This is a genomic window from Bartonella sp. F02 (assembly GCF_026929975.1).
In the GTDB taxonomy this organism is placed as follows: Bacteria; Pseudomonadota; Alphaproteobacteria; order Rhizobiales; family Rhizobiaceae; genus Bartonella.
The window spans coordinates 158,665-180,580 of the sequence record NZ_JANHOK010000004.1 but is presented as its reverse complement, the minus strand read 5'-3'; the positions used below and the strand labels follow the sequence as shown (position 1 = coordinate 180,580).

The following is a 21,916-nucleotide window of genomic DNA, read 5'->3' as shown; positions in this document are numbered from 1 at the left end:
TTTACTTGTTAATTAAAAGTATTTGTAGAGTTCAAATTCCTGTTTTAAAATAAAATAAGAATTATTGACAGAGTGTTTGATAACTATTGGAAGCGAACCTAAAATTTTATTGAAAGTTTCGTAAGTGAGTATTTATTTACCAATTGCTGAAATGTCGCTCAATATACTAATTTTGATTAGTATGGGAGTTGTTGTTGGTTTTATTTCAGGTCTTTTTGGAGTTGGAGGTGGTTTTTTAATCATACCTTTATTGATTTTTTATAATATCCCTCCTGCCATTGCTGTTGGCACCGGAACTAATCAGATGATTGCTTCTTCTGTGACAGGAGCAATTACACACTTTAAAAGACGTAGTCTCGATCTCAAATTAGGTATTTTTTTGGCAATAGGTGGAGGATTTGGTTCGTTAATTGGAATTCAAATTTTTTCTCTTCTTAGAACGTCAGGGCAATTAGATTTAATTATTTCACTTCTGTATGTGATTCTCCTTGGTGGTGTAGGAAGTTTGATGGCTATTGAAAGTTGGGGTACGATCATACGGCAACATAAGGGACAAAAAGTTAGTATTCGTCGTCCTGGTCAGCATAATTGGATTCATCGTTTACCTCTCAAAATGCGTTTTCGGACATCAATGATTTATGTGAGTGTGATTCCAGTTTTCGTGATTGGTTTGATCATAGGATTACTCTCTTCTATTATGGGAGTTGGTGGAAGTTTTATTATGGTTCCTGCTTTGATTTATCTTTTGCGTGTTCCAACCAGTGTGGTGATTGGTACATCATTGTTTCAAATTACATTTGTAACAGCCCTCACAACTATTTTACAAAGTGTGAGTAATAACTCTGTTGATATTGTGTTAGCTTTTTTGCTTATGCTTGGTGGAGGAATTGGTGCGCAATATGGCATACGAGCGGGAAGGAAACTAAAAGCGGAACAATTACGAATGGCGTTGGCATGTCTTGTGTTGGTTGTTTGTATGCGTTTAGCTTTTCAATTATTTATACGTCCTGATAATCTTTTTTCTTTGACCGTTCTTATGAGATAAAAATGGGTCAATTATTTTCTTTGTTCATGATAGTGAATTGGTTTTGCATTATTTTTTTGTCTATGGTGATGCGCGCCAATGCAGAATTAGCTTCTCATGAAGCCATTCAAATTATTGTGACAACTAATACAATCACAGTTGGTGCGAATTTTGCGGGTCGTGATCTTTATATTGCAGGTGTTTTGGAAAATATGGATCCATTGCTTCGTCAACAAAATCGTTATGATGTTGTTGTTAGTTTGGAAGGAAAAAAGCGTCCAGTAATTGTTCGAGAAAAAAAGCGAAATGCTGGTGTTTGGGTTAATGCAGATTCTTTAATTTTTCAAGATGTTCCTTTATTTTACTCAATGGTAACAACGCGTGAAATTCAGGAAATTACGAGTACTGAAAATTATAAACATTTAGGTTTAGGATTATCTTATTTTCCTCTTAAGACAGATGAGCGAGATGAAATAAAAATACAGTCTTTTCGTGAAGAACTTATAAAGTTACAAAAAGCAAAAAATCTGTATAGTGAGCAAGTTGGAAGAGTTCATTTTTCTTCTGGCTCATTGTTTACAGCATATTTTCAGTTACCGGCCAATGTTCCTGTTGGGCATTATCGTGTGCGTGCTTATCTCTTTCGTGATGGACAGTTTATTGATAGCACAACGAAAACTCTTGAAATCGTTAAAGCCCACATTGCTTATACAATTTTTCAGGAAGCTCATAAACATAGTGTTTTGTATGGAATTGTTGCGGTATTTTTGGCTATTGCGACAGGTTTTTTATGTCGTTTAATGTTTCGAAAAGATTAGAAAAGCTTAAAGTGCGTCATTTTTGTTTCCATTCGCTGTGGAATAAAGTGGTAAGAGTGATCCATTCGATTGTTTATTCAAAAAAAACTTTTTATTTGTTTCAATAAAATCTCAAAATATTCACGCTAAGAATATTTTCTATAATCTCAATAGGCTGTTTGGATATTTTAAGTGATGACAAATTCTTTTACACAGAATGATGATTTTTATGCTGTGTTATTTGTAGATATAATTTTGAGGGATTCTATTTTACAAGAGTGCTGTTTCCTTCAATTAAGGAATGGCTGTGTGAACGTTAAATTGAATATTTTTAGGCCAATTGAATGGTAGATTTGTTTGTTGAAAGACCTGTTGGAACGAATATTGCGGAATTTAGTGTTTCTGAGATAGCGGGTGCTTTAAAGCGTGTCGTTGAAGACAAGTTTGGTTATGTGCGGGTGCGCGGAGAAATATCAGGCTATAAAGGAGCACATGCTTCGGGTCATGCTTATTTTGCTTTAAAAGATGATAAAGCGCGTTTAGAGGCTGTTATCTGGCGTGGCATTATGGGAAAACTTAAATTCCCTCCTGAAGAAGGAATGGAAGTTATCGCTGTTGGAAAACTGACAACTTATCCAGGTTCTTCAAAATATCAAATTGTCATCGAGGCTCTTGAGCCAACGGGCGTTGGTGCTTTGATGACGCTTTTGGAAAATCGCAGAAAAAAGCTTGCGGAAGAAGGTCTTTTTGATGAATCAAGAAAGAAGCCTTTACCTTATATGCCTCGCATTATAGGTGTTGTGACATCTCCGACAGGTGCTGTCATTCGTGATATTGTTCATCGGATATCGGATCGTTTTCCTTTACATATTGTGGTATGGCCTGTTCGCGTTCAAGGTGAAACATGTGGTCAAGAAGTATCTGCTGCTATTCAGGGGTTTAATGCTCTTCCTTTTGGAGACGTTTTATTGAAACCTGATTTGATTATTGTGGCGCGTGGTGGAGGAAGTCTAGAGGATTTGTGGGGGTTTAACGATGAAGCAGTGGTTCGCGCTGTTAGCGAATCTGTTATTCCAGTTATTTCTGCTGTTGGGCATGAAACAGATTGGACTCTGATTGACTATGCTGCTGATTGGCGTGCACCAACGCCTACGGGTGCTGCGGAAAGAGCTGTTCCCGTTAGACTTGATCTTGATGCGCACTTGGCATCGCTTGGGGCGCGTCTTCGTGCGGGTCTTGCACGCTCTTTTGACTTTCATCGACAAAAATTGCATTCATTTTCACGCGGGCTCCCTACGGCCGATCAATTATTGGCTTTACCGCGGAGGAGTTTTGATGAAATATCAAGTCGATTACAGCGGGCTCTTTGTGTCAATTATAATGGAAAACGCGCTTCTTTTTATGGGGTTTCTGTTCGTTTGTCTCTCCGTTTACTGAATACTGGGCAAGCGCAGCGTCATGTTAAAGAGTATACGGCACGTCTTCATCGCGCTTTTTGTACCAGTTACGAGAAAAAGCATGTTTATTTTCATGGAATTTTTGTTCGATTATCTCTACGTTTATTGAATACTGAGCAAGCCCAAGAGAAGATAAAAGAGTATACGATACGTCTTCATCGTTCTTTTTTACAGCAGATTGAAAAGAAGTCTGCTCAAGTCGAGATGACGTTTAAGTTTTTAAAAAGCACTTCTTATCAAAGTATTTTAGAACGAGGTTTTGTTTTGGCTTTTGGGCAAGATAAAAAACCTATCAAACGATTAGTGCAATTTCCCGAAGATGGCCAGATCAATTTGCGCTTTTTTGATGGTGACGTTCGTGTTTCAAGCTGTGATCGTGTTCTTAGTCGATCTTCATCTAAACGTGTAAAATCGCAAGATGATGATCAAGGAACGCTTTTTTGAAATGGGTTTGCAGAATGCTTGAAGAAGGACTTCTTATGGGTGCGGATGGAAAAGTTCGTTGTTCATGGGCAGGGACTGATCCATTATATTGCACTTATCATGATCATGAATGGGGAAAACCTGTTTTTGATGATTATCGTTTATTTGAAAAAATCTGTCTTGAAGGGTTTCAAGCAGGACTTTCTTGGTTCACGATTCTAAAAAAAATTCCTCATTTTCGTGATGCTTTTGATGATTTTAATTTTGAAAAGATTATTCATTATGATGAAGCAAAAGTAAAAACATTAATGTGTGATAAAGGGATCATTCGTCATTCTGGAAAAATTCTATCCGTATTGAATAATGCAAAAAGGGCGCAGGAAATTATAATCGAATGGGGCAGTTTATCTCGCTATTTTTGGTCTTTTCAACCGCCACAATCAGAGCGTTATGCGAAGATAAATTTTCAAGTATTACGCGCTAACCCTGCAACGCCTGCTTCTGTTCGTTTATCAAAAGATTTAAAAAAACGTGGTTGGACATTTGTTGGTCCTACAACGTGTTATGCTTTTATGCAGGCGGTAGGGATTGTTAATGATCATCTTGAAGGATGTTTCTGCCGATAAATTGATCAGAATCTTTTTATTCTTTTCTCTTATATTGATGATATTGTTGGATTATAGAGATATCAAAATGTATTTTTCTTTATTTAACAATCAGCTTTAACTTTATAATAAAGACATAACGACCCATTTTGGATGTTTTTTATATTTATGAAAAAGATAGAGATTAGTTGTGTAGAGAATCTGTATCGAATCATTATTGTAGCTTGTATTTGATTTTATCCGCTGGTAAGTTAGTTTTGGAGGAAGTAGTTTTATAGATGAACTATGATTATTAAAGAGGGGAATATTTAAAAGCTCAAGACATTAAACCATTTTATTTTTGTGCGTAAAAATGTGCTTAGTTGTATGTTATTTTATTAACAGTTATTGCTAAAAAACATTGCTTAACAGTTCCAGTATTTTTATATCCTCATTGTATGTCTATTGATTTTGGGAATAATTTTTGGAGCATGACAGTGTCTTCTCAGAAATCTTCGTGACATAACTTCATACACTATTTATTGCGTAAGTTATTGATTCCATTACAATTATAACATGTGTTTTATTTAGAGTGAGGAAAATTGTACAATAACTTCAGCCTTCTGACCTCCTCAAAAATAATGATTTTTATAATAAATTTTAAAGGAAAAATTTATGAATGTGAAAAAAAAAATCTTTAAAAGAAGTTGTTCTTTTCTTTCTGGTTTTATGGCTATGAATTTATTTTTGCAGCCAGTTTCTGCAAAAACACCTTCTGATACGCTTGTTATGGCTTGGAATATTGATGGAATTATGACTTTCGATCCTGCGCAGCTCAATGAAGCTACGACGAGTGAAATTATTTTAAATGTTTGTGATAGCTTGGTTGATTCTTCTATTGAGGATGCGGGAAAGGTTGTACCACGTTTGGCAAAGAGTTGGGATGTTTCGGGCGGGGATGATAGTACGGTAATTACTTTTCATTTACGCGATAATTTGAAATTTTCTGATGGTCGTTCTGCGAATGCTCATGATCTTGTTTGGAGCATGAAACGCGTTGTCCATTTGAAGATGGCGGCGGCGGCAACGTTTAATGAATATGGAATTACAACAGAAACCGTTGATGATGCTATTCAAGCTTTGGATGATACAACTTTAGTGATGAAGTTTAATAAGCCTTATCCAGCAGAGCTTATATTGAATAATATTGGGACTAATCATGCGTCTATCTTGCTTGATCGTGAAACCCTTATGAAACACGAAGAAGATGGTGATATGGGGAATCGGTATTTAGTTTCTCGTGCAGCTTGTGTTGGACCTTATACGTTGGCCAATTGGCGTCATGGAGAAGCTGCTTTGTTGCATTCTAATCCTCATTATTGGGGAGATGCACCTAAGCTCAAGAAAATTTTGATCCGTCATGTTGCTGAGCCGGGGACACAACGCTTAATGTTGCAAAAAAATGATGTTGATGTCGCTCGTAATTTGGGACCTGAAGCTCTATCAGATCTTCAAAAAACAACAGATATTAGAATTGAAAAAGTATTGGTCCCAGCGATATTTTATTGGGGTTTTAATATGACGAATCCTATTTTTTCGAATGAAAAAGTGATGCTTGCCATGCGCTATTTGATTGATTACGATGGCCTTGGAAAAACAGTTCTTAAAGGTATTGGTATTCCTCGTGCGAGTTTCCTTCCAGTCGGAACTTTGGGTTCTTTGAATGAAGAAGAAGGGCAGCCTTTTAAGGTGGATGTTGAAAAAGCTAAACAGCTTTTGACTGAGGCCGGTTATCCAAATGGATTTGAAACGAGTGTTTTGGTTTCAGCAACTCCTACCTCTTTATCGATTGTAGAATCGATTCAAGACAGTGTGGCCAAAGCCGGTATCCGTCTTAAGATTGAACGTCTTGCAGGAACGCAATTATTTTCAAAGGTTTATGCTCGTGCTTATGATACGGCTTTTGTAGGATGGAGTAATGAATCTTCTGATTCTCATACCATGGCGACACGACTTATTTACAACCCTGATAACCGCTTTGAAGCTAGAAATACAGCCTATCCTAGTTGGCAAAGTGCGTATCTTGATGAAAATATGAATCGTAAGGTAGAAGAAGCTTTGTTTGAAAAAGATTCTCAAAGTCGTGCACAAAGATATGTTGATTTGCAGCGTGAATTTATGCAAAAAGGGCCTTATGTTTTTGTTTTCCAAAAATATAATGTTGTCGCTGTCGCGCCTGTTATTAAAAAATGGGTTCAGAATGGTGCGCCACGTATTTTTTATAATTTAATTGAAAAATAAATGCATTTTAGATGCTGCAAAATATCAATCAAGATAATGATTGTGTGATGATTAAAGATATCTCTCTGTATAAAAAGATTCAGTTTTTTGTGTCTATAATGGCAGAGAGATATTACTCAGTGATATAGAGTTCTGTTTGTTTTGTTGGTATTAATGATTTGATAATATTAGTAAATGTGTTTACTAATATGTTATGGGTGGTTTACAGTTTTGATGATAATGTTTATGCTAGATCGCAAAATTGATATTATGTTCTATAAGATAAAATAAAATAACAAGACTTCCGATATTGTTTCAAAGGGTGGAGTGACATAGAAATAAGGGGATGAAATGAAAATAAAGAGCATTTTAAGAAATTTTTGTGTTTTATCGGGGTCGATTGGTTTTTTAAGTGGAGTTACATCGACAGCTTTTAGTGCAAACTCTAATGATACTTTGAATCTTAGTGAAATTTCTAAAAATACTTTAGTGATGGCATGGAATATCGATGCTATTAATCATTTTGATCCGGCACAGGTTCTTGAATCGGTAACGAGTGAATTGTTAGTCAATATGTGTAATTCCTTAGTGGAATATGATCAAAATGATCCAACAAAAATTCGCCCTTCTATGGCTCGATCTTGGAATGTTTCTGATGATGGAAAGACAATAGTTTTTCATCTTCGTGATGATTTGAAGTTTGAAGATGGAAGGAGTGCAACTGCGCATGATCTTGCTTGGTCAATGCGACGGATTATTAAATTAGGATTGAGTTATGCTCAATTTTTAATGAATTATGGGTTGACCAATGATAACATTGAAACCAGCATTCAAGCTCTTGATGATACAACTTTACAGTTAACGTTAGATCAACCTTATCCTGTCCATCTTGTATTGGCAGTGATTGGACAGTCTTTTGCTTCTGCTATCCTTGATCGACAGATTCTTGAAGCGAATGCTGTTAATGGTGATATGGGGAACAAATATTTAGCGACTCATTCGGCTTGTGTTGGTCCTTATAAGTTGGTGAGTTGGAGACCTAGTGATCAAGTTATTTTACAAGCAACTCAGAATTATTGGGGTGAGGCACCAAAAGTTCAACGGATTTTGATCCGTCATGTGGCTGAATCGGCGAGTCAAAGACTTCTTTTAGAAAAAGGTGATGTTGATATTGCGCGAGATCTTTCTGCAGAAGATGTTTTGGCCATTGAGGCGCAAGGAGGGGTAGCTAAAATTAATCGTATTTTACGGCCTCAATCGATTTATTTGGCTTTAAATAACAAAAATAAGATTTTGTCTCACGAAAAAGTTCGGTTAGCATTTCGTTATTTAGTTGATTATGAAAATCTTGGACAAACTGTTTTAAAAGGGGTTGCCGTTCCTCGAGCTAGTTATATTCCATTAGGGGTTCCTGGTGCTTTGGATGAAGAAGAAGGTATGCCCTTTAAACTTGATCTTGAAAAAGCGAAACAATTAATTACCGAAGCGGGATATCCACATGGTTTTAAAGCTAATTTTATAATTGGTACGCTTCCTTATATGTTAACTGTTGCGCAGTCTATTCAAGAAAATGCGCGAAAAATTGGTATTGATCTTGCTATTGAAAGAATGGCACAGGTTCAGTTATTAAGTCGTAATCGTAGTGGAAACTATGATGTTTCTATTATGGGGTGGAATACAACAGAACCGGATGCTCATCCACCTTCATTACGAAATGTTTTTAACCCTGACCCAACATTTACTCAAAAGCAAAAAACATATTTAGCTTGGCGGATGGGTTATTATGATGAAAAAGCTAATAAGATGGTGATGGATGCTTTATTTGAGAAAGATGAAAGTAAGCGTCTTGAACAGTATCGTGATTTACAGCGTTATATGCTTAAACATGGTCCTGCCACCTATTTATTCCAGACATATCATACTATTGGTGTCGGGCCTGCAGTTAAAAATTGGGTTTGGAATAGCTTTAACATTTATTATGATAAGTTAGAAAAGTACGAGCAATCAGAATAAACTAAAAGTTAATATATTCCGTCTGATTGCGACTTTTTTCTTCTATTTCAGAGTAGCGTTCAGACTTATGCTTCATAAGTGTGTAGGAAATCATTGTAATGAATTTATCCTTTTTCCAGAATGGTTCTGTATCGCAAGAGCAGAAGAATTGGTATTTTTGGGTCTTTTTTTTCAAGACATTTAAGTTACTCGTTTCAGTTTTTATTACTTTGCTGGGTTTGATAACGGTTACTTTTTTTATTGGTCGTCTTCTCCCTTTAGATCCTGTTCTTGCTATTCTTGGTGATAATATTACGCAGGAAGCTTATGACGTCATGTTCCATAAATTGGGTCTCGATCGGCCACTAATTGTCCAATATTGGAGTTATCTTAAAAATGTTTTTTTGTTTGATTTCGGAGATTCTTTAACTTCAGGGCAGCCTGTTTTAATGGATATTAAACGTGTATTTCCTGCAACGTTAGAACTTGCTACAATCGCTATTATTATTAGTACGAGTTTTGGTATTCCATTAGGTGTTTTTGCGGCAATGTATCGCAATTCATTTATTGATTATTTTGTTCGTGTTTTTACATTGATTAGTTATTCAACACCGTCTTTTTGGCTTGGGTTGATGTCATTATTAGTGTTTTATGCTAAACTCGGCTGGGTTGGTGGTCCGGGGCGTATTGATTTTATTTATGAGTATTCTTTTGAATCAAAAACAGGATTTTTTCTTTTAGATTCTGCATTGCAGGGCGAATGGGAAGTTTTTGGGAATGCTCTGAGTCATATTATTCTGCCTGCTTTAATTTTAGCATTTGGCGCTATGGCTTATATTAGCCGTATGACACGCGGATTTATGATTGAACAGTTAAATCAAGAATATATTATTACGGCACGTGTTAAAGGATTATCTTGGATGCGTACGGTCTGGGGGCATGCTTTTCGTAATATAGCGGTTCAGGTTATTACTATTGTTGCTCTTTCTTATGCTTTTTTATTAGAAGGTGCTGTTTTGACGGAAACAATTTTTTCTTGGCCTGGTTTTGGACGTTATTTGGTTAATGCGCTTATGGCAGGTGATATGAATGCAGTTGTAGGATGTACGTTGCTTACAGGATGCATTTTCGTTTCAATTAATTTATTCTCCGATTTACTTTATCGCATTTTTGATCCAAGGACACGTTGAACATGGCAGTAATTCATCATAATGAACGACCATCGTCGTTTTCTTTGAAATATTGGTTGAATGGATCTATTCCACAGTCAGTTTTTCAAGCTAATATGCAGAAATTTTATCATTCATTGGTTAAGTTTTCTCATAATTTTTCTGCCCTCTTTGGTGCGATTATTATCTTTATTATTATTTTGTGTGCGATTTTTTCTCCTTGGATTATTTCCCATGATGTTATTAGTAATGATCTCGCCAATCGATTGCAGCCGCCCTCTATGTTGCATTATTTTGGAACAGATGAATTAGGCCGTGATATTTTTAGCCGATTAATTTTTGGAACACGTATTACTCTTTATATCGTTTTTTTAACGACGATTATTGTGGGGCCTATAGGATTGGTTGTTGGAGCTGTATCGGGTTATGTCGGCGGATGGGTTGATGTTGTCTTAATGCGTATTGTCGATATTTTTCTTGCTTTTCCTGGTTTGATTTTAGCTCTTGCTTTTTCAGCAGCTTTAGGACCTGGTATAGAAAATGCGGCCATTGCAATTTCGCTTGCAGCATGGCCACCTATAGCGCGTTTAGCTCGTGCTGAAACCTTGATGATCCGTTCATCTGATTATGTTTCAGCAGTTTTATTGCAAGGGGCATCTTCTTGGCGCATTATTTTGTTTCATATTGCACCGATGTGTATTCCTTCGGTCGTTGTTCGGTTAACATTAAATATGTCGGGGATTATTTTAACAGCTGCAGGTCTTGGTTTTTTAGGATTAGGTGCTCAACCACCAAGTCCTGAATGGGGTGTCATGCTTTCAACGGGGCGTGAGTTTATGATGACAAGTTGGTGGTTGGCGGCAATACCAGGCTGTGCGATATTGTTTGCAAGTCTTGCTTTCAATCTTTTGGGCGATGGACTTCGTGATATATTGGATCCGCGTAATGGATAAAAAGTTATTAGAAATAGAAGATTTGTGCATTGGTTTTCCTTCAGTGCAGGGTATGTTTGAAGCCGTTCGTGGTGTTAGTTTTACTGTGGGAAAAGAAAAAGTTGGAATTGTTGGCGAGTCAGGATCTGGAAAGTCGACAACGGGACGTGCAATTTTAAAGCTAAGCCCTCGTTCAGCGGTTGTTAAAGCTAAAAAAATGCGATTTCATGATATTGATTTGTTGACGGCAAGTGAAACTCAAATGCGCTCTATTCGAGGAAAACGTATTTCGATGATTTTACAAGATCCAAAATATTCGCTGAATCCACTGATCCGGATTGGAGCACAGATTATGGAAGCTTATCGTGTCCATTATGATGCGTCAAAAGCGGATGCTTGGGATAAAGCTGTTTCTATGTTGGAATCTGTAAATATCCGTGACCCTGAACGTGTTATGCGATTGTTTCCTCATGAAATATCAGGCGGAATGGGGCAAAGAATTATGATTGCTATGATGTTGATTCCAAAGCCTGATTTAATTATTGCAGATGAACCGACATCTGCACTCGATGTTACAGTGAGATCTCAAGTGTTAGCAATCTTAGATGAACTTGTAACAAAAGCTGGAACAAGTCTTATTTTCATTAGTCATGATTTAAATGTAGTGGCAAATTTTTGTGATCGTATTTTAGTCATGTATTCTGGTCGTATCTTAGAAGAATTACCTGCATGTGATTTGTCTCAGGCCTGTCATCCCTACACTAAGTCTTTGCTTGCTAGCTTGCCAAGACTTGACAATCCTGTTGATGTTTTAGCTGTTTCTGAAAGAAACTCTGATTGGTTACATGATCCTATGATTGTTAATGGTGTAGAAAGAGCTTAGCATGACCAAACGTGAAAATATTATTGAGGTCTCTGATTTATCTGTAAGTTTTGGGCAAGGGCATGAAGCGGTACAAGTTGTTAAAAATGTCAATTTTTGCATTAAAAAAGGTGAAGCTTATGGTTTAATTGGTGAATCTGGATGCGGAAAGTCAACTATTTTAAATACATTGGTTGGTCTTATTCTCCATGAGAATGGGCATATTTTCTTTGGAGGAGAAGAAATTCCTCGGAAAAGAAATAAAGCTTTTTTACGTCGCATTCAGATGGTTTTTCAGGATCCTTATGCTTCACTTCATCCGAGAAAGACAGTTCATACTGTTTTGACCGAATCTCTTACGATACACGGTATGGACAATAAAAAAGAACGCGTGAAAGATGCCTTGAATTCTGTTGGTTTAGATCCTTCATTTCTTTATCGTTATCCGCATGAATTGTCTGGAGGGCAGCGTCAGCGTATTGCTCTTGCTCGCGCCTTGATTATTGAGCCAGAGGTTTTATTGTTGGATGAGCCGACATCTGCGTTAGATGTGTCGGTACAAGCTGAAATTTTGAATTTGTTAAAAGCATTGAGAGAAAAAAAACAACTTACTTATCTGATGGTCTCTCATGATTTGCCTGTTGTCGCGCATATTTGTGATCGTGTTGGCATTATGCATCAAGGAGTTATTCTTGAAGAGTTAAGTAATGATGATTTGCGTCAGTTCCATGCAAAAACTGATTATACAAAGATGTTTTTTGCGGCAAGTATTCAATCTTGTCTTTCTCAGGAAGATAGAGTTTAAATCATTTCTATGAAGAAATAAGAAACGTATCTTTATTGAAGATTAGTTTTATGGATATTTATGCAGTTGGTGATATCATTTACACTGTGATACACAATTTTATTTATTTTTCTTTTTAAAGTCTGATTAAACGAGTTTTTTATTTAATTATAGGCATCGTTGTTTTTATATTTTTTACATTGATTCTATTGATAGAAACTTTTATTATGGAAATTGGAAGTTTTTCATCCATTAAGTAAACTGATGAATCAATTGTACGTTGCTTTAGTAAGTGTGATTGCAGTAATTATCCTTTATTTCATGCAAGAAATATTTCAGCATTTATGATGTCTCTGTTATGCGTGATTTTACGTGTATAAAATTGTAAAGTTATGTTTTTAAAAGAAAACAGTAAGCAAAAAAGAAAACTGCGCGGGAGTTTTTATTTTCAAACATTAAACTTAGAATGAATAAACTAAAAATATTAATGTAAAACGTAAGTATTTTCTAAGGTAAGAGTGTATTTTTAGATTAAATAGCGTTTAATTAAAGAGATATTTTATTGTAGATTTTCTTAAATTATTTATGAAATTTGTAGACGCTATTGTCTCTATTGTAACTGATTATGATAGCAGTGTGAATTATACGCTGACTTTTTAAAGCTGACTTTTTAAAAAAGGGATAAAAATTAAAAAGGATACAAAAAAACCTGGTAGCGGAGGAGGGATTTGAACCCCCGACACAAGGATTATGATTCCTCTGCTCTAACCTACTGAGCTACTCCGCCAAAATCGTGCAACAATCTCTTGAACGGGATATAAGGGGTAGAATAGTAAGATGTCAAGCATCCTTTTTAAGCTTTTCTCTTGTCATTCTATTTCATACTCGATATGGAGTAGGTCAAAATGTAATTTTATATGAATTTGACAAGGTAAGGCATAAAAAATGGTGCCACGTATAGCAGTTTTAGGATGTGGTTATTGGGGTGAAAATCATATACGGACTCTTCAGAGTCTTGGAGCTTTAAGAGCTGTTTCGGATATTGATGGTAATCGTGCAGCGCATTTTGCAAATGCGCATGGGGTAGAATCTATTGCACCTAATGATCTTTTTGAGCGAACAGATATTGATGCAGTGGTGTTGGCTTTACCCCCACAATTTCATACAGAAAATGCACTTCGTGCTCTTAAAAATGGCAAAGATGTTTTGGTTGAAAAACCGATAGCTTTGAATGTGGCTGATGCGGAACATCAAATTCGTATTGCTGATGAATATAAGCAAATTTTGATGGTTGGTCATATTTTGCGGTTCCATCCTGCTTTTGAAAAAATGTATGAGTTAGTGGAAAAAGGGGAATTAGGTCATGTCCGTTATATCTATTCTCATCGATTAGGTTTTGGCAAATTTCATACACAAAGTGATGCATTATGGGATCTTGCCCCTCATGATCTCTCAATGATTTTAGCTTTGACAGGGTGTGAACCTTCTGATGTTCGTGGAGAAGGAACTGCCATTCTTGATCAGCTTTCTGATTTTTCACATATTCATATGACGTTTCCCAATGGTATCCGGAGTCATCTTTTTGCATCACGCTTTAGTCCTTATCGAGAAAGACGTTTAACAGTTGTTGGTACAAAAGCGATGCTTATTTTTAATGATATGGAGCCTTGGAGTCGTAAATTAGCGTTTCATCGTTTTTCTGTTTGGCAGGAACATAAAGAATGGGCTTTTAGTACAGATAAGTTAAATTATCTTGACCTTTGTGAAAGTTTGCCGCTTACTCATGAATTGCAGCATTTTCTTCATTGTATTAAGACGCGTCAATCACCTCGTACCAATGGTAATGAGGCTGTAGCTGTTCTACGGATTTTAACTGCTGCAAGTACTAGTTCTGGTCCATAGAAAGAGATGAGGAAGCATTTTCGTATTATTGTGATTATTTATTGGAGTTATTATGCAGTTTGTTGACCTTGGAGCACAGCGTACACGTATTAAAGACAAAATTAATGCTGCGGTTTTGCGTGTGCTAGAAAGTGGTCAGTATATTTTAGGACCAAAAGTAACAGAATTTGAGGAACAGTTAGCAGATTATCTTGGTGTTAAGCACGTTGTTGCATGTGCTAATGGTACTGATGCATTAAAGATGCCTCTGATGGCTAAAAATATTGGTCCAGGAGATGCTGTTTTTTGTCCTAGTTTTACATTTTCGGCAACAGCAGAAGTTGTTGCTTTAGTAGGAGCAGAACCTGTCTTTGTGGATGTTCTGCCCGATACATTTAATATGGATAGTGATAAACTTTGCGAAGCCATTGAGATGATTAAACAAGAGGGGCGTCTCAAACCAAAGGCCGTTATTGCTGTTGATTTATTTGGATTACCGGCTGATTTTTCTAAAATCGCTACTGTAGCAGCAAAAGAGAATCTTTTTGTTATCGAAGATGCAGCTCAGTCTATGGGGGGGAGATCTGGTCACACTATGTGTGGAGCATTTGGAGACGTTGCAGCAACAAGTTTTTATCCAGCAAAGCCACTTGGGTGTTATGGTGATGGAGGCGCCATGATGACTAACGATGATGACTTAGCGTTGCTTCTCCGTTCAATTTTGTTTCATGGTAAGGGAAAAAATCAATATGACAATGTGCGGATTGGTTTAAATTCACGATTAGATACAATTCAAGCCGCTATTTTATTAGAAAAGCTTGTTATTTTTGAAGATGAGATAGAAAAACGCACAGCTATTGCTCAACGTTATTTTGATGGCTTAAAAGATGTTGTAATCGTTCCAGAGGTAGGGGAAGAGGATCGTTGTGCTTATGCGCAATATACTATTAAAGTTGAAAATCGTGATCAACTAAAAGCGTATCTACAAGAATCTTCTATTCCTACAATGATTTATTATAATACTCCGTTGCATTTACAGGAAGCTTATAAAAATTTTCCTTATGTGAAAGGGTCTCTTTCTGTGTCGGAAAATTTAGGAAACTGTGTTTTAAGTTTACCGATGTATCCCTATTTGTTGCCAAATGATCAAGATACTATTATTGAGAAAATAAGAGATTTTTATCATGCTTAAGTTGGGATTGATATCCTTGAAGTTCAGTTGAACCATCATTTTTTGTGATCATATGAAATGTTGTATTAAAAGAATTCATTATTTGATCAGGTGTGTTGAAAGTTATTCTCTTCAAGATGATTAAGGTAAGATGATTAAGGTTTTATCAATTTTATAAATTTGTTTTTCAATAGTTGAATGATCCTTTATTTTATTTTGAGATGTGATCATCGCTCGAGCCAAGCATATTCATAATAACTCCTTGTTTATTATGGATAATAAAGGGGGTATGAATAGTTATTTATTCTGATTTTTACTCTCAAAATTCTTTTATGATAGATACAATCTTACTTAGAAGAACTTTTTTTGGCTCGAGTTGTTTTTTTTCGAATGCGAGATGCAAGATCATTTTTACTTTGAGAGTTTTTTATTAATGCATTTATGGGTGAATCTTTCCCTTCTTTTAGCGCTATTTGAGCTGTGAGTGTTGTGGCTAATTCTTTTGCTTCTTCCTGTAATTCATGTAAAATTTGATGATTGAGAGAAGATTTAAGCTCACTTATTTGAATTTTTTGTAAACGTTTCCGGTAGTGTGCTATTTTTTCACGCATAGCGTTTATTTCCATTATGAATATATCTGTCGCAGAAGTGTTCTGTTTAGTTTCTTCAGGAAGAGCTTTTATTTCATCGTCAATATAAGACGTTTGTTGTTCAAGAGGGAGTAACTGATAAAGCTGTTCTTTAATTTGACTGAATTGTATTTTTTGTCGCGCATATTTTTTTTGTAAAGAAACATATTTTTGTTCATTGCGCACTAATTCCACAGCATGTTGTGCACAAAGAAAATCGTAATTCTCTTGTATTTCAGTGAGGGATGATGGAATTTTTTCTGCAGCAAATTTGTGCGCAAAGTGAAGCATTCTATGCCAAATAATAGGAAAGACAAGCAACAATAACCAACAGGTAAAAGCAACTCCAAGAATAAAGAATAGAATTGATTGGATGAACATAATTTCTTATTTTCCAAATGAATTTTTTAAAAAGGATTCCATGTTGGTTTCGGAGTTAATTTTAAATATCCCATATTAATACCGACGCGTGCACCAATTCCTGTACGAATTGGAATCAATAAGACATTATTGCGTTTAAGAACATGGAAACCGACACCTGCAACAAAGTAGGCTGAACCGGAAATCCCTCCATAGCGCCCCCATAGATTATTTATATGATCAAGGTCATAAACTAAGATCATTAAACGAGAACCTTGGCCTCCTAAATCAAAACCTATAGAAGGTCCTTGCCAGAAGACTCTGTACTGACCATAATTTTTTGTAAATGCTTGTCCTTCTCCGTAAGTTAATCCAGCAAAAAATGCGCCGGAAGCTTCTTCTCCCAAAACATAGGCATTTGGATAACCGTATTTTGAAAAGATATTTTCAATTGCAGTTGCTATTCCGCCTGCAGTTTTTCCGAAAAAATTATGACCGGAATCGATAATTTCTTGCAAAGAATAATGTTGATTGTTTTGCTCTATAGATTGAATTTGAGCGTTTGCAATTTTTATTGTTGTGAATAAAAAAAACATTAAAAATATGCTATTTATAAACCAGCGTGATACAAGAGAGAGACGCATGATATTTTCCCCTTTATATGAATTGCTCATAAGAAGACTTTAGTAAGATTTTTGTTCCATTCAAATAGAAAATAGGGTCTAATGTTATCTAAATCCTTAAAATTTATTTTTAAAAAGAAATTTTTAACGTAATTGTTCAATTTTCTTATATGCGTTGTATGTTAAAAATTTTCACGCAAAACTGAGTCTTAATTTTAAAGTTCAAGGAGTGACCTATTATTATGGCATTAGCTGTTTCTTTGAAATCAACAGATCTTGCTGCTTTGCTTTGTAGCCGCATTTGTCATGATTTGATTTCACCTATTGGAGCTATTCAAAATGCAATGGAGCTTTATGATGAGGGGGGAATTGATGAAGATGTTTTGCAATTAGTGCGTTTGTCTGCGGTGAACGCTTCTGTTCGTTTACAATTTGCACGATTGGCTTTTGGTTCTGCAGGGGGAATTGGGTGTCAAATAGAAACACGTTTTGCTGAAGAGATTGCTCAACAATATATGGCAGAAGAAAAAGCAACTTTGAAATGGCAAGCTCCTTCTTTTCTTTTACCAAAAGACGAAGTTAAACTTTTGCTTAATTTGTTATTGATTGCTAACGCAATGGTTTCTCGTGGTGGTGAAATCATTGTAATGATTTTACAGGAGCAAGATAAGCGCTCTTTTCGATTTGAAGTTTGCGGTAAAACACTGCGTATTCCTTCTCACTTTATTGATTTATGTAATGGAAAAGTGCCAGAAGAACTGATCGATGCTCATATGATCCAATTCTATTACACAGTGCTGCTTTCTGAAGAAACATCTATGAAAATTAGTATTCATGAAAGGGATGATCATGTTATTTTAGAAAGTACGAAAAACCTTTGAACATTATAAAGAAAAGATATTTAAATTGTATTGAAAAAGAAGTTTTTTCTCTCAATATTTGATGGTTTTAGGCTTTCTTTATCCAACAGGAGTTTTTATTCAGACATAAAGGCTCTTTTGATATGAGGTCTTTTATTGTATAGAATATAAAAAAAGTCTCGGCCTTTACATCCGAGACTTGAGAGAGTGTATTTTTATTTTTTAGGCTGTTTTACGGATATCACTTTCGACAGGATCACGTAACACGTACCCGCGTCCCCAAACTGTATCGATATAGTTGACACCAGCAGATACAGCGTCTAATTTTTTTCGTAGCTTGCAAATAAAGACATCAATAATTTTAAGTTCTGGCTCATCCATTCCGCCATAGAGATGATTTAAAAACATTTCTTTTGTTAATGTTGTACCTTTGCGCAGGGATAGCAGTTCTAACATTTGATATTCTTTGCCTGTCAAATGGACAGGTTTCCCCGCAATTTCAACGGTTTTAGCATCAAGATTAACGGTAAGATCACCCGTAACAATCACTGATTGCGCATGACCTTTAGAACGACGTACGACAGCGTAAATCCGCGCAATCAGTTCATCCTTGTGGAAAGGCTTTGTCATATAATCATCAGCACCAAAACCAAAACCACGCACTTTATCTTCAATCCCTCCCATTCCAGAAAGAATAAGAATAGGGGTTTTAATTTTTGCCAATCGTAGGGTTCGTAAGACATCATAGCCTGACATATCAGGTAAATTCAGATCAAGTAAAATGATGTCATAATCATAAAGCTTTCCTAAATCGACACCTTCTTCACCCAGATCAGTAATATAGACGTTAAAATTTTCTGATTTTAACATCAATTCAATACTTTGAGTTGTTGTTTTATCATCCTCGATCAATAATACGCGCATCTTAAATTCCTCACTCAGCTCCTCCCGAATCAAGTGGAGCTATTCCATTTTTACAACAGTTCGCAAAACTACTGTTGATAAAAAATGACTCAAAATCAAACACTCATCACAAAGTGTTCACGAATAGTTCAGCAGTACGCGCAACAATCACTGCTGCTTTTCCCCACTATCTTAGATAGTGGTTAACAAAATATTGTTATCTTTGGAAGAGGTTAATGAAATTATTTTTAAAAATTTTATGGTAGATTCTCTTTAATCGCTTTTTTCATATAAAATTGCAATATTTATTTACCGAGCTTTAAGCTTCTTTCTTTTATGTGGAGAAAAACAGTGAAAAAATGATTGCTTCTTTTCATATGAGGTTGTGTTTGTGACTTTCCTAGAGAAAAGCAAAGCGAGCTATATCTTTTAAAGTGAGAAGAAACAGTCTGCTTTTTGGTGAAATGGTGTTTGAGGATTCGTGTCATAGTGCGAATGCGTTTTTTTAGCGTAATTAAGGAGTAAAAAGTATGAAGTCACGAGAGAGTATGGTGCGGTTAAAAATGTTTCAAGCACGTGAAAAGCGTCGTGAAATTGCACAACTTCAGATGATGATTGCAGAGTTTGAGCGAATGGCGTCAGATCTAGAAGTGCAAATTGATTATGAAGAACGTAAATCTGGAAATAGTGACATTAACCATTTTGCTTATTCTCCTTTTGCTCGAGCGGTGCGACAAAGGCGCGATAATCTCATGAATTCAATTCGTGAGTTACGGATTCAAAAAACAAACGCTGAAATTGATTTACATGAACTTGATACAGAGCTTCAATATGCTCAAGCTCTTGAAAAACGAGAAGATTCTTCGGCAATGGAAAAGGATAGCACTACAATACAATCTCGTTCAATGACTGGATAATATGTTCTGTTGATTGATTATTATTTATTGAAATAATTTATCATCTATATCAAAAATAACCAGACTTAAGGTTAAGTCTGGTTATTTTGAAAAATATTATTTAATTAAGCTCTTTAAAATAGGCTTTGCATATAAAGATTATCACTTATAGCTCTTAATGCCTATAATTTTGAATTCTCGTTGTCCGTAATCCAGCTAACCCATGTTCATCGATTGAACTTTGCCACGACAGAAATTCTTCTACAGTCAAAGTATAACGTTGACACGCTTCCTCAAGACTGAGTAATCCACCTCTGACAGCTGCAACAACTTCAGCTTTTCGGCGAATAACCCAACGTTTTGTTGTTGGTGGTGGCAAATCGGCGAGCGTAAGTGGACTTCCATCTGGCCCAATAACATATTTTATTTGTGTCTTTGTAAAATTATTCATTATATTCTCTACTTTTATTCAAGAACCTACCGCATTTATAAAACATGAATTTTAAAAAAGAGCTAAATTTATGAGAAAAAAATTAATAAAATTTTTTAAAATGTAAAACATGGAGTAAAAAATAAAACAATATATTATTCTTTTTTATAGTTTTTTGTAAAAAATAGAAAAATATTTTTAATTTTAATTTTGTAAATCTTTTTTTAAACGACTTCTTTAAAAAGATTCTGTCATTAGTTGTAGGAATGGTAAAAAAACAATATAATAAAAATAGATTGCGTGCATGAAAATATCCAATGTACTTAAGTATTAATCAATTGAAACAGAGAATAAGTATATGTTTTTGAATAGCCTTGATTTACCCGGAAAGCCGGAGAATTCTCGCATTGTTGTTGCAATGTCTGGCGGAGTTGATTCATCGGTTGTTGCGGGTCTTTTGAAAAAAGAAGGCTATGATGTGGTTGGAATTACATTACAGCTTTATGATCATGGCACTGCGACGCATCGTGTAGGATCATGTTGTGCAGGACAGGATATTGAAGATGCACGTCGTGTTGCAGAGACATTAGATATCCCTCATTATGTTCTCGATTATGAAAAACGATTTCAAGAAGCTGTGATTAATCCTTTTACAGAGAGTTATGCACATGGAGAAACGCCTATCCCATGTGTGGCTTGCAATCAAACTGTTAAATTTGCTGATTTATTGGCGACTGCACGTGAATTAAAGGCAGACGCTTTGGCGACGGGTCATTATATTCGAAGCCGTTTACATGGTTCGCATCGTGTACTGTTTCGTCCTCTTGATGCAGATCGTGATCAAAGTTATTTTCTTTTTGCGACAACGCAAGAGCAAATTGATTATTTGCGTTTTCCACTGGGTGATTTGCCTAAAGCACGTGTTCGCGAACTTGCAGCAGAAATGGGCTTTACTGTTGCAAATAAACATGACAGCCAAGATATTTGCTTTGTTCCCCAAGGAAAATATTCTGACATTATTACAAAATTACGGCCAGAAGCAGCTAATCCCGGGACAATTGTGCATATTAATGGGAAAGTTTTAGGAAAACATTCAGGAGTTGTTCATTATACTGTTGGTCAACGCCGTGGTATTGGAGTTGCAACGGGTGAAGCGCTTTATGTGGTGTATATTGATGTTGAGAATTCACGTGTTATTGTTGGTCCACGTGAGATGTTAGAAACACATAAGCTTTTTTTACGTGATGTGAATTGGCTTGGTGATGAGGTGTTAGATAATTTCCCTGTTGAAGGGATTGAAGTTGCTGTAAAGATTCGCTCAACGCGCCCTCCGCGTTCTGCTCGGTTGCATTATCAGGAAGGGGAGTTTTTTGTTGACTTGCTGGAAAGTGAAAGTGGAGTGGCTCCTGGTCAAGCATGTGTTTTTTATAATGACAATAGTCATGGAGCTCGTATTCTTGGTGGTGGGTTTATCAAATGCTCAGAGCGGACTGCTCATGCTGAAGCAATGTTGAAGCGCGTTTTGTGTAACTTGGAAACAAAATTTTCTGTTTTTGAATCAAAATTAGAAAAGGGTGTATTGTAATTTAAAATTATCAAAATCATAAGATATAGATAGAGAGAAATCTTGTGAATTTTGTGCAATATAAGCAAGAATACTATTCTTTTTTTTATAAAATGGGCACAAGTTATTTTATTCTATTTTCTGCTTTGAATGGTTGCAGAGTGGAAACCAATGAATTCATATTTTACGTTGCTTTAAAGCTTGTGCGCTGCGACTGTAGCTAGTGCTTTATGTAAAATAATATCTTTGACTTAACATTAATTCATCGTGTCATGGAAAGTAAATTTTTTATTGT

At 35.8% G+C, this 21,916-nt stretch carries 19 protein-coding genes and 1 tRNA gene; 15 read left to right on the top strand and 5 right to left on the bottom strand.

Annotated elements, in window-relative coordinates:
* The first annotated feature begins 124 nt into the window (after positions 1–124).
* The 10 genes from NPY00_RS04725 to NPY00_RS04680 all read left to right on the top strand — a co-directional run bounded on the left by NPY00_RS04725 (position 125) and on the right by NPY00_RS04680 (position 12,325).
* Positions 125–1,045, top strand: coding sequence for a sulfite exporter TauE/SafE family protein (locus tag NPY00_RS04725; protein ID WP_269020915.1), 921 nt, complete (start codon positions 125–127; stop codon positions 1,043–1,045).
* 62 nt (positions 1,046–1,107) lie between these two features.
* On the top strand, positions 1,108–1,842 hold the full coding sequence (locus tag NPY00_RS04720; RefSeq protein ID WP_442864031.1) for a TIGR02186 family protein: 735 nt from the start codon (positions 1,108–1,110) through the stop codon (positions 1,840–1,842).
* Between the two features lie 323 nt (positions 1,843–2,165).
* Positions 2,166–3,722, top strand: a complete 1,557-nt coding sequence (gene xseA / locus NPY00_RS04715) for an exodeoxyribonuclease VII large subunit (RefSeq protein ID WP_269020913.1) — start codon at positions 2,166–2,168, stop codon at positions 3,720–3,722.
* A gap of 14 nt (positions 3,723–3,736) precedes the next feature.
* Positions 3,737–4,327 (top strand): DNA-3-methyladenine glycosylase I, encoded by a 591-nt coding sequence (locus tag NPY00_RS04710; protein WP_269020945.1) that lies wholly within the window; start codon positions 3,737–3,739, stop codon positions 4,325–4,327.
* Positions 4,328–4,960: 633 nt separating this feature from the next.
* Positions 4,961–6,586, top strand: coding sequence for an ABC transporter substrate-binding protein (locus tag NPY00_RS04705; RefSeq protein WP_269020912.1), 1,626 nt, complete (start codon positions 4,961–4,963; stop codon positions 6,584–6,586).
* A gap of 330 nt (positions 6,587–6,916) precedes the next feature.
* Positions 6,917–8,578: an ABC transporter substrate-binding protein gene (locus NPY00_RS04700; RefSeq protein WP_269020911.1), complete on the top strand. Its 1,662-nt coding sequence runs from the start codon at positions 6,917–6,919 to the stop codon at positions 8,576–8,578.
* A gap of 98 nt (positions 8,579–8,676) precedes the next feature.
* Positions 8,677–9,747 (top strand): ABC transporter permease, encoded by a 1,071-nt coding sequence (locus NPY00_RS04695; protein WP_269020910.1) that lies wholly within the window; start codon positions 8,677–8,679, stop codon positions 9,745–9,747.
* 2 nt (positions 9,748–9,749) lie between these two features.
* Positions 9,750–10,679, top strand: coding sequence for an ABC transporter permease (locus tag NPY00_RS04690; protein WP_269020909.1), 930 nt, complete (start codon positions 9,750–9,752; stop codon positions 10,677–10,679).
* Positions 10,672–11,541 (top strand): ABC transporter ATP-binding protein, encoded by an 870-nt coding sequence (locus NPY00_RS04685; protein WP_269020908.1) that lies wholly within the window; start codon positions 10,672–10,674, stop codon positions 11,539–11,541. Before NPY00_RS04690 ends, NPY00_RS04685 begins: the two co-directional genes overlap by 8 nt.
* A gap of 1 nt (position 11,542) precedes the next feature.
* Positions 11,543–12,325 carry an ABC transporter ATP-binding protein gene (locus NPY00_RS04680; RefSeq protein WP_269020907.1) on the top strand — a complete coding sequence of 261 codons (783 nt, stop codon included), beginning with the start codon at positions 11,543–11,545 and terminating at the stop codon, positions 12,323–12,325.
* 689 nt (positions 12,326–13,014) lie between these two features.
* Here the strand turns inward: NPY00_RS04680 and NPY00_RS04675 are convergent.
* Positions 13,015–13,091, bottom strand: a tRNA-Met gene (locus NPY00_RS04675).
* Positions 13,092–13,249: 158 nt separating this feature from the next.
* On the opposite strand from NPY00_RS04675, the gene NPY00_RS04670 reads away from it, so the two are divergent.
* Entirely contained in the window at positions 13,250–14,206 is a 957-nt protein-coding gene (locus tag NPY00_RS04670) for a Gfo/Idh/MocA family protein (protein WP_269020906.1), read from the top strand.
* 52 nt (positions 14,207–14,258) lie between these two features.
* Positions 14,259–15,377, top strand: a complete 1,119-nt coding sequence (locus tag NPY00_RS04665) for a DegT/DnrJ/EryC1/StrS family aminotransferase (protein ID WP_269020905.1) — start codon at positions 14,259–14,261, stop codon at positions 15,375–15,377.
* Between the two features lie 326 nt (positions 15,378–15,703).
* Here the strand turns inward: NPY00_RS04665 and NPY00_RS04660 are convergent, their stop codons facing one another.
* Positions 15,704–16,366 (bottom strand): hypothetical protein, encoded by a 663-nt coding sequence (locus NPY00_RS04660; protein ID WP_269020904.1) that lies wholly within the window; start codon positions 16,364–16,366, stop codon positions 15,704–15,706.
* A 26-nt stretch (positions 16,367–16,392) separates the two neighbouring features.
* Positions 16,393–16,989 carry a DUF1134 domain-containing protein gene (locus NPY00_RS04655; RefSeq protein ID WP_269020903.1) on the bottom strand — a complete coding sequence of 199 codons (597 nt, stop codon included), beginning with the start codon at positions 16,987–16,989 and terminating at the stop codon, positions 16,393–16,395.
* A 221-nt stretch (positions 16,990–17,210) separates the two neighbouring features.
* Here NPY00_RS04655 and chpT point away from each other — a divergent pair, with 221 nt between their 5' ends.
* A complete protein-coding gene (gene chpT / locus NPY00_RS04650; RefSeq protein WP_269020902.1) occupies positions 17,211–17,849 on the top strand; it encodes a histidine phosphotransferase ChpT in 639 nt (212 codons plus the stop codon).
* Between the two features lie 201 nt (positions 17,850–18,050).
* Here chpT and ctrA read toward each other — a convergent pair whose 3' ends face one another.
* Positions 18,051–18,752: a response regulator transcription factor CtrA gene (ctrA, locus tag NPY00_RS04645; RefSeq protein WP_269020901.1), complete on the bottom strand. Its 702-nt coding sequence runs from the start codon at positions 18,750–18,752 to the stop codon at positions 18,051–18,053.
* Between the two features lie 509 nt (positions 18,753–19,261).
* Between ctrA and NPY00_RS04640 the strand changes: the two genes are divergently transcribed.
* On the top strand, positions 19,262–19,648 hold the full coding sequence (locus tag NPY00_RS04640) for a flagellar export protein FliJ (protein WP_269020900.1): 387 nt from the start codon (positions 19,262–19,264) through the stop codon (positions 19,646–19,648).
* Positions 19,649–19,802: 154 nt separating this feature from the next.
* On the opposite strand, the gene sciP is transcribed toward NPY00_RS04640, so the two are convergent.
* Positions 19,803–20,078: a CtrA inhibitor SciP gene (gene sciP / locus NPY00_RS04635; protein WP_269020899.1), complete on the bottom strand. Its 276-nt coding sequence runs from the start codon at positions 20,076–20,078 to the stop codon at positions 19,803–19,805.
* 337 nt (positions 20,079–20,415) lie between these two features.
* On the opposite strand from sciP, the gene mnmA reads away from it, so the two are divergent.
* Positions 20,416–21,642 carry a tRNA 2-thiouridine(34) synthase MnmA gene (mnmA, locus tag NPY00_RS04630; protein WP_269020898.1) on the top strand — a complete coding sequence of 409 codons (1,227 nt, stop codon included), beginning with the start codon at positions 20,416–20,418 and terminating at the stop codon, positions 21,640–21,642.
* Positions 21,643–21,916 lie beyond the last annotated feature (274 nt).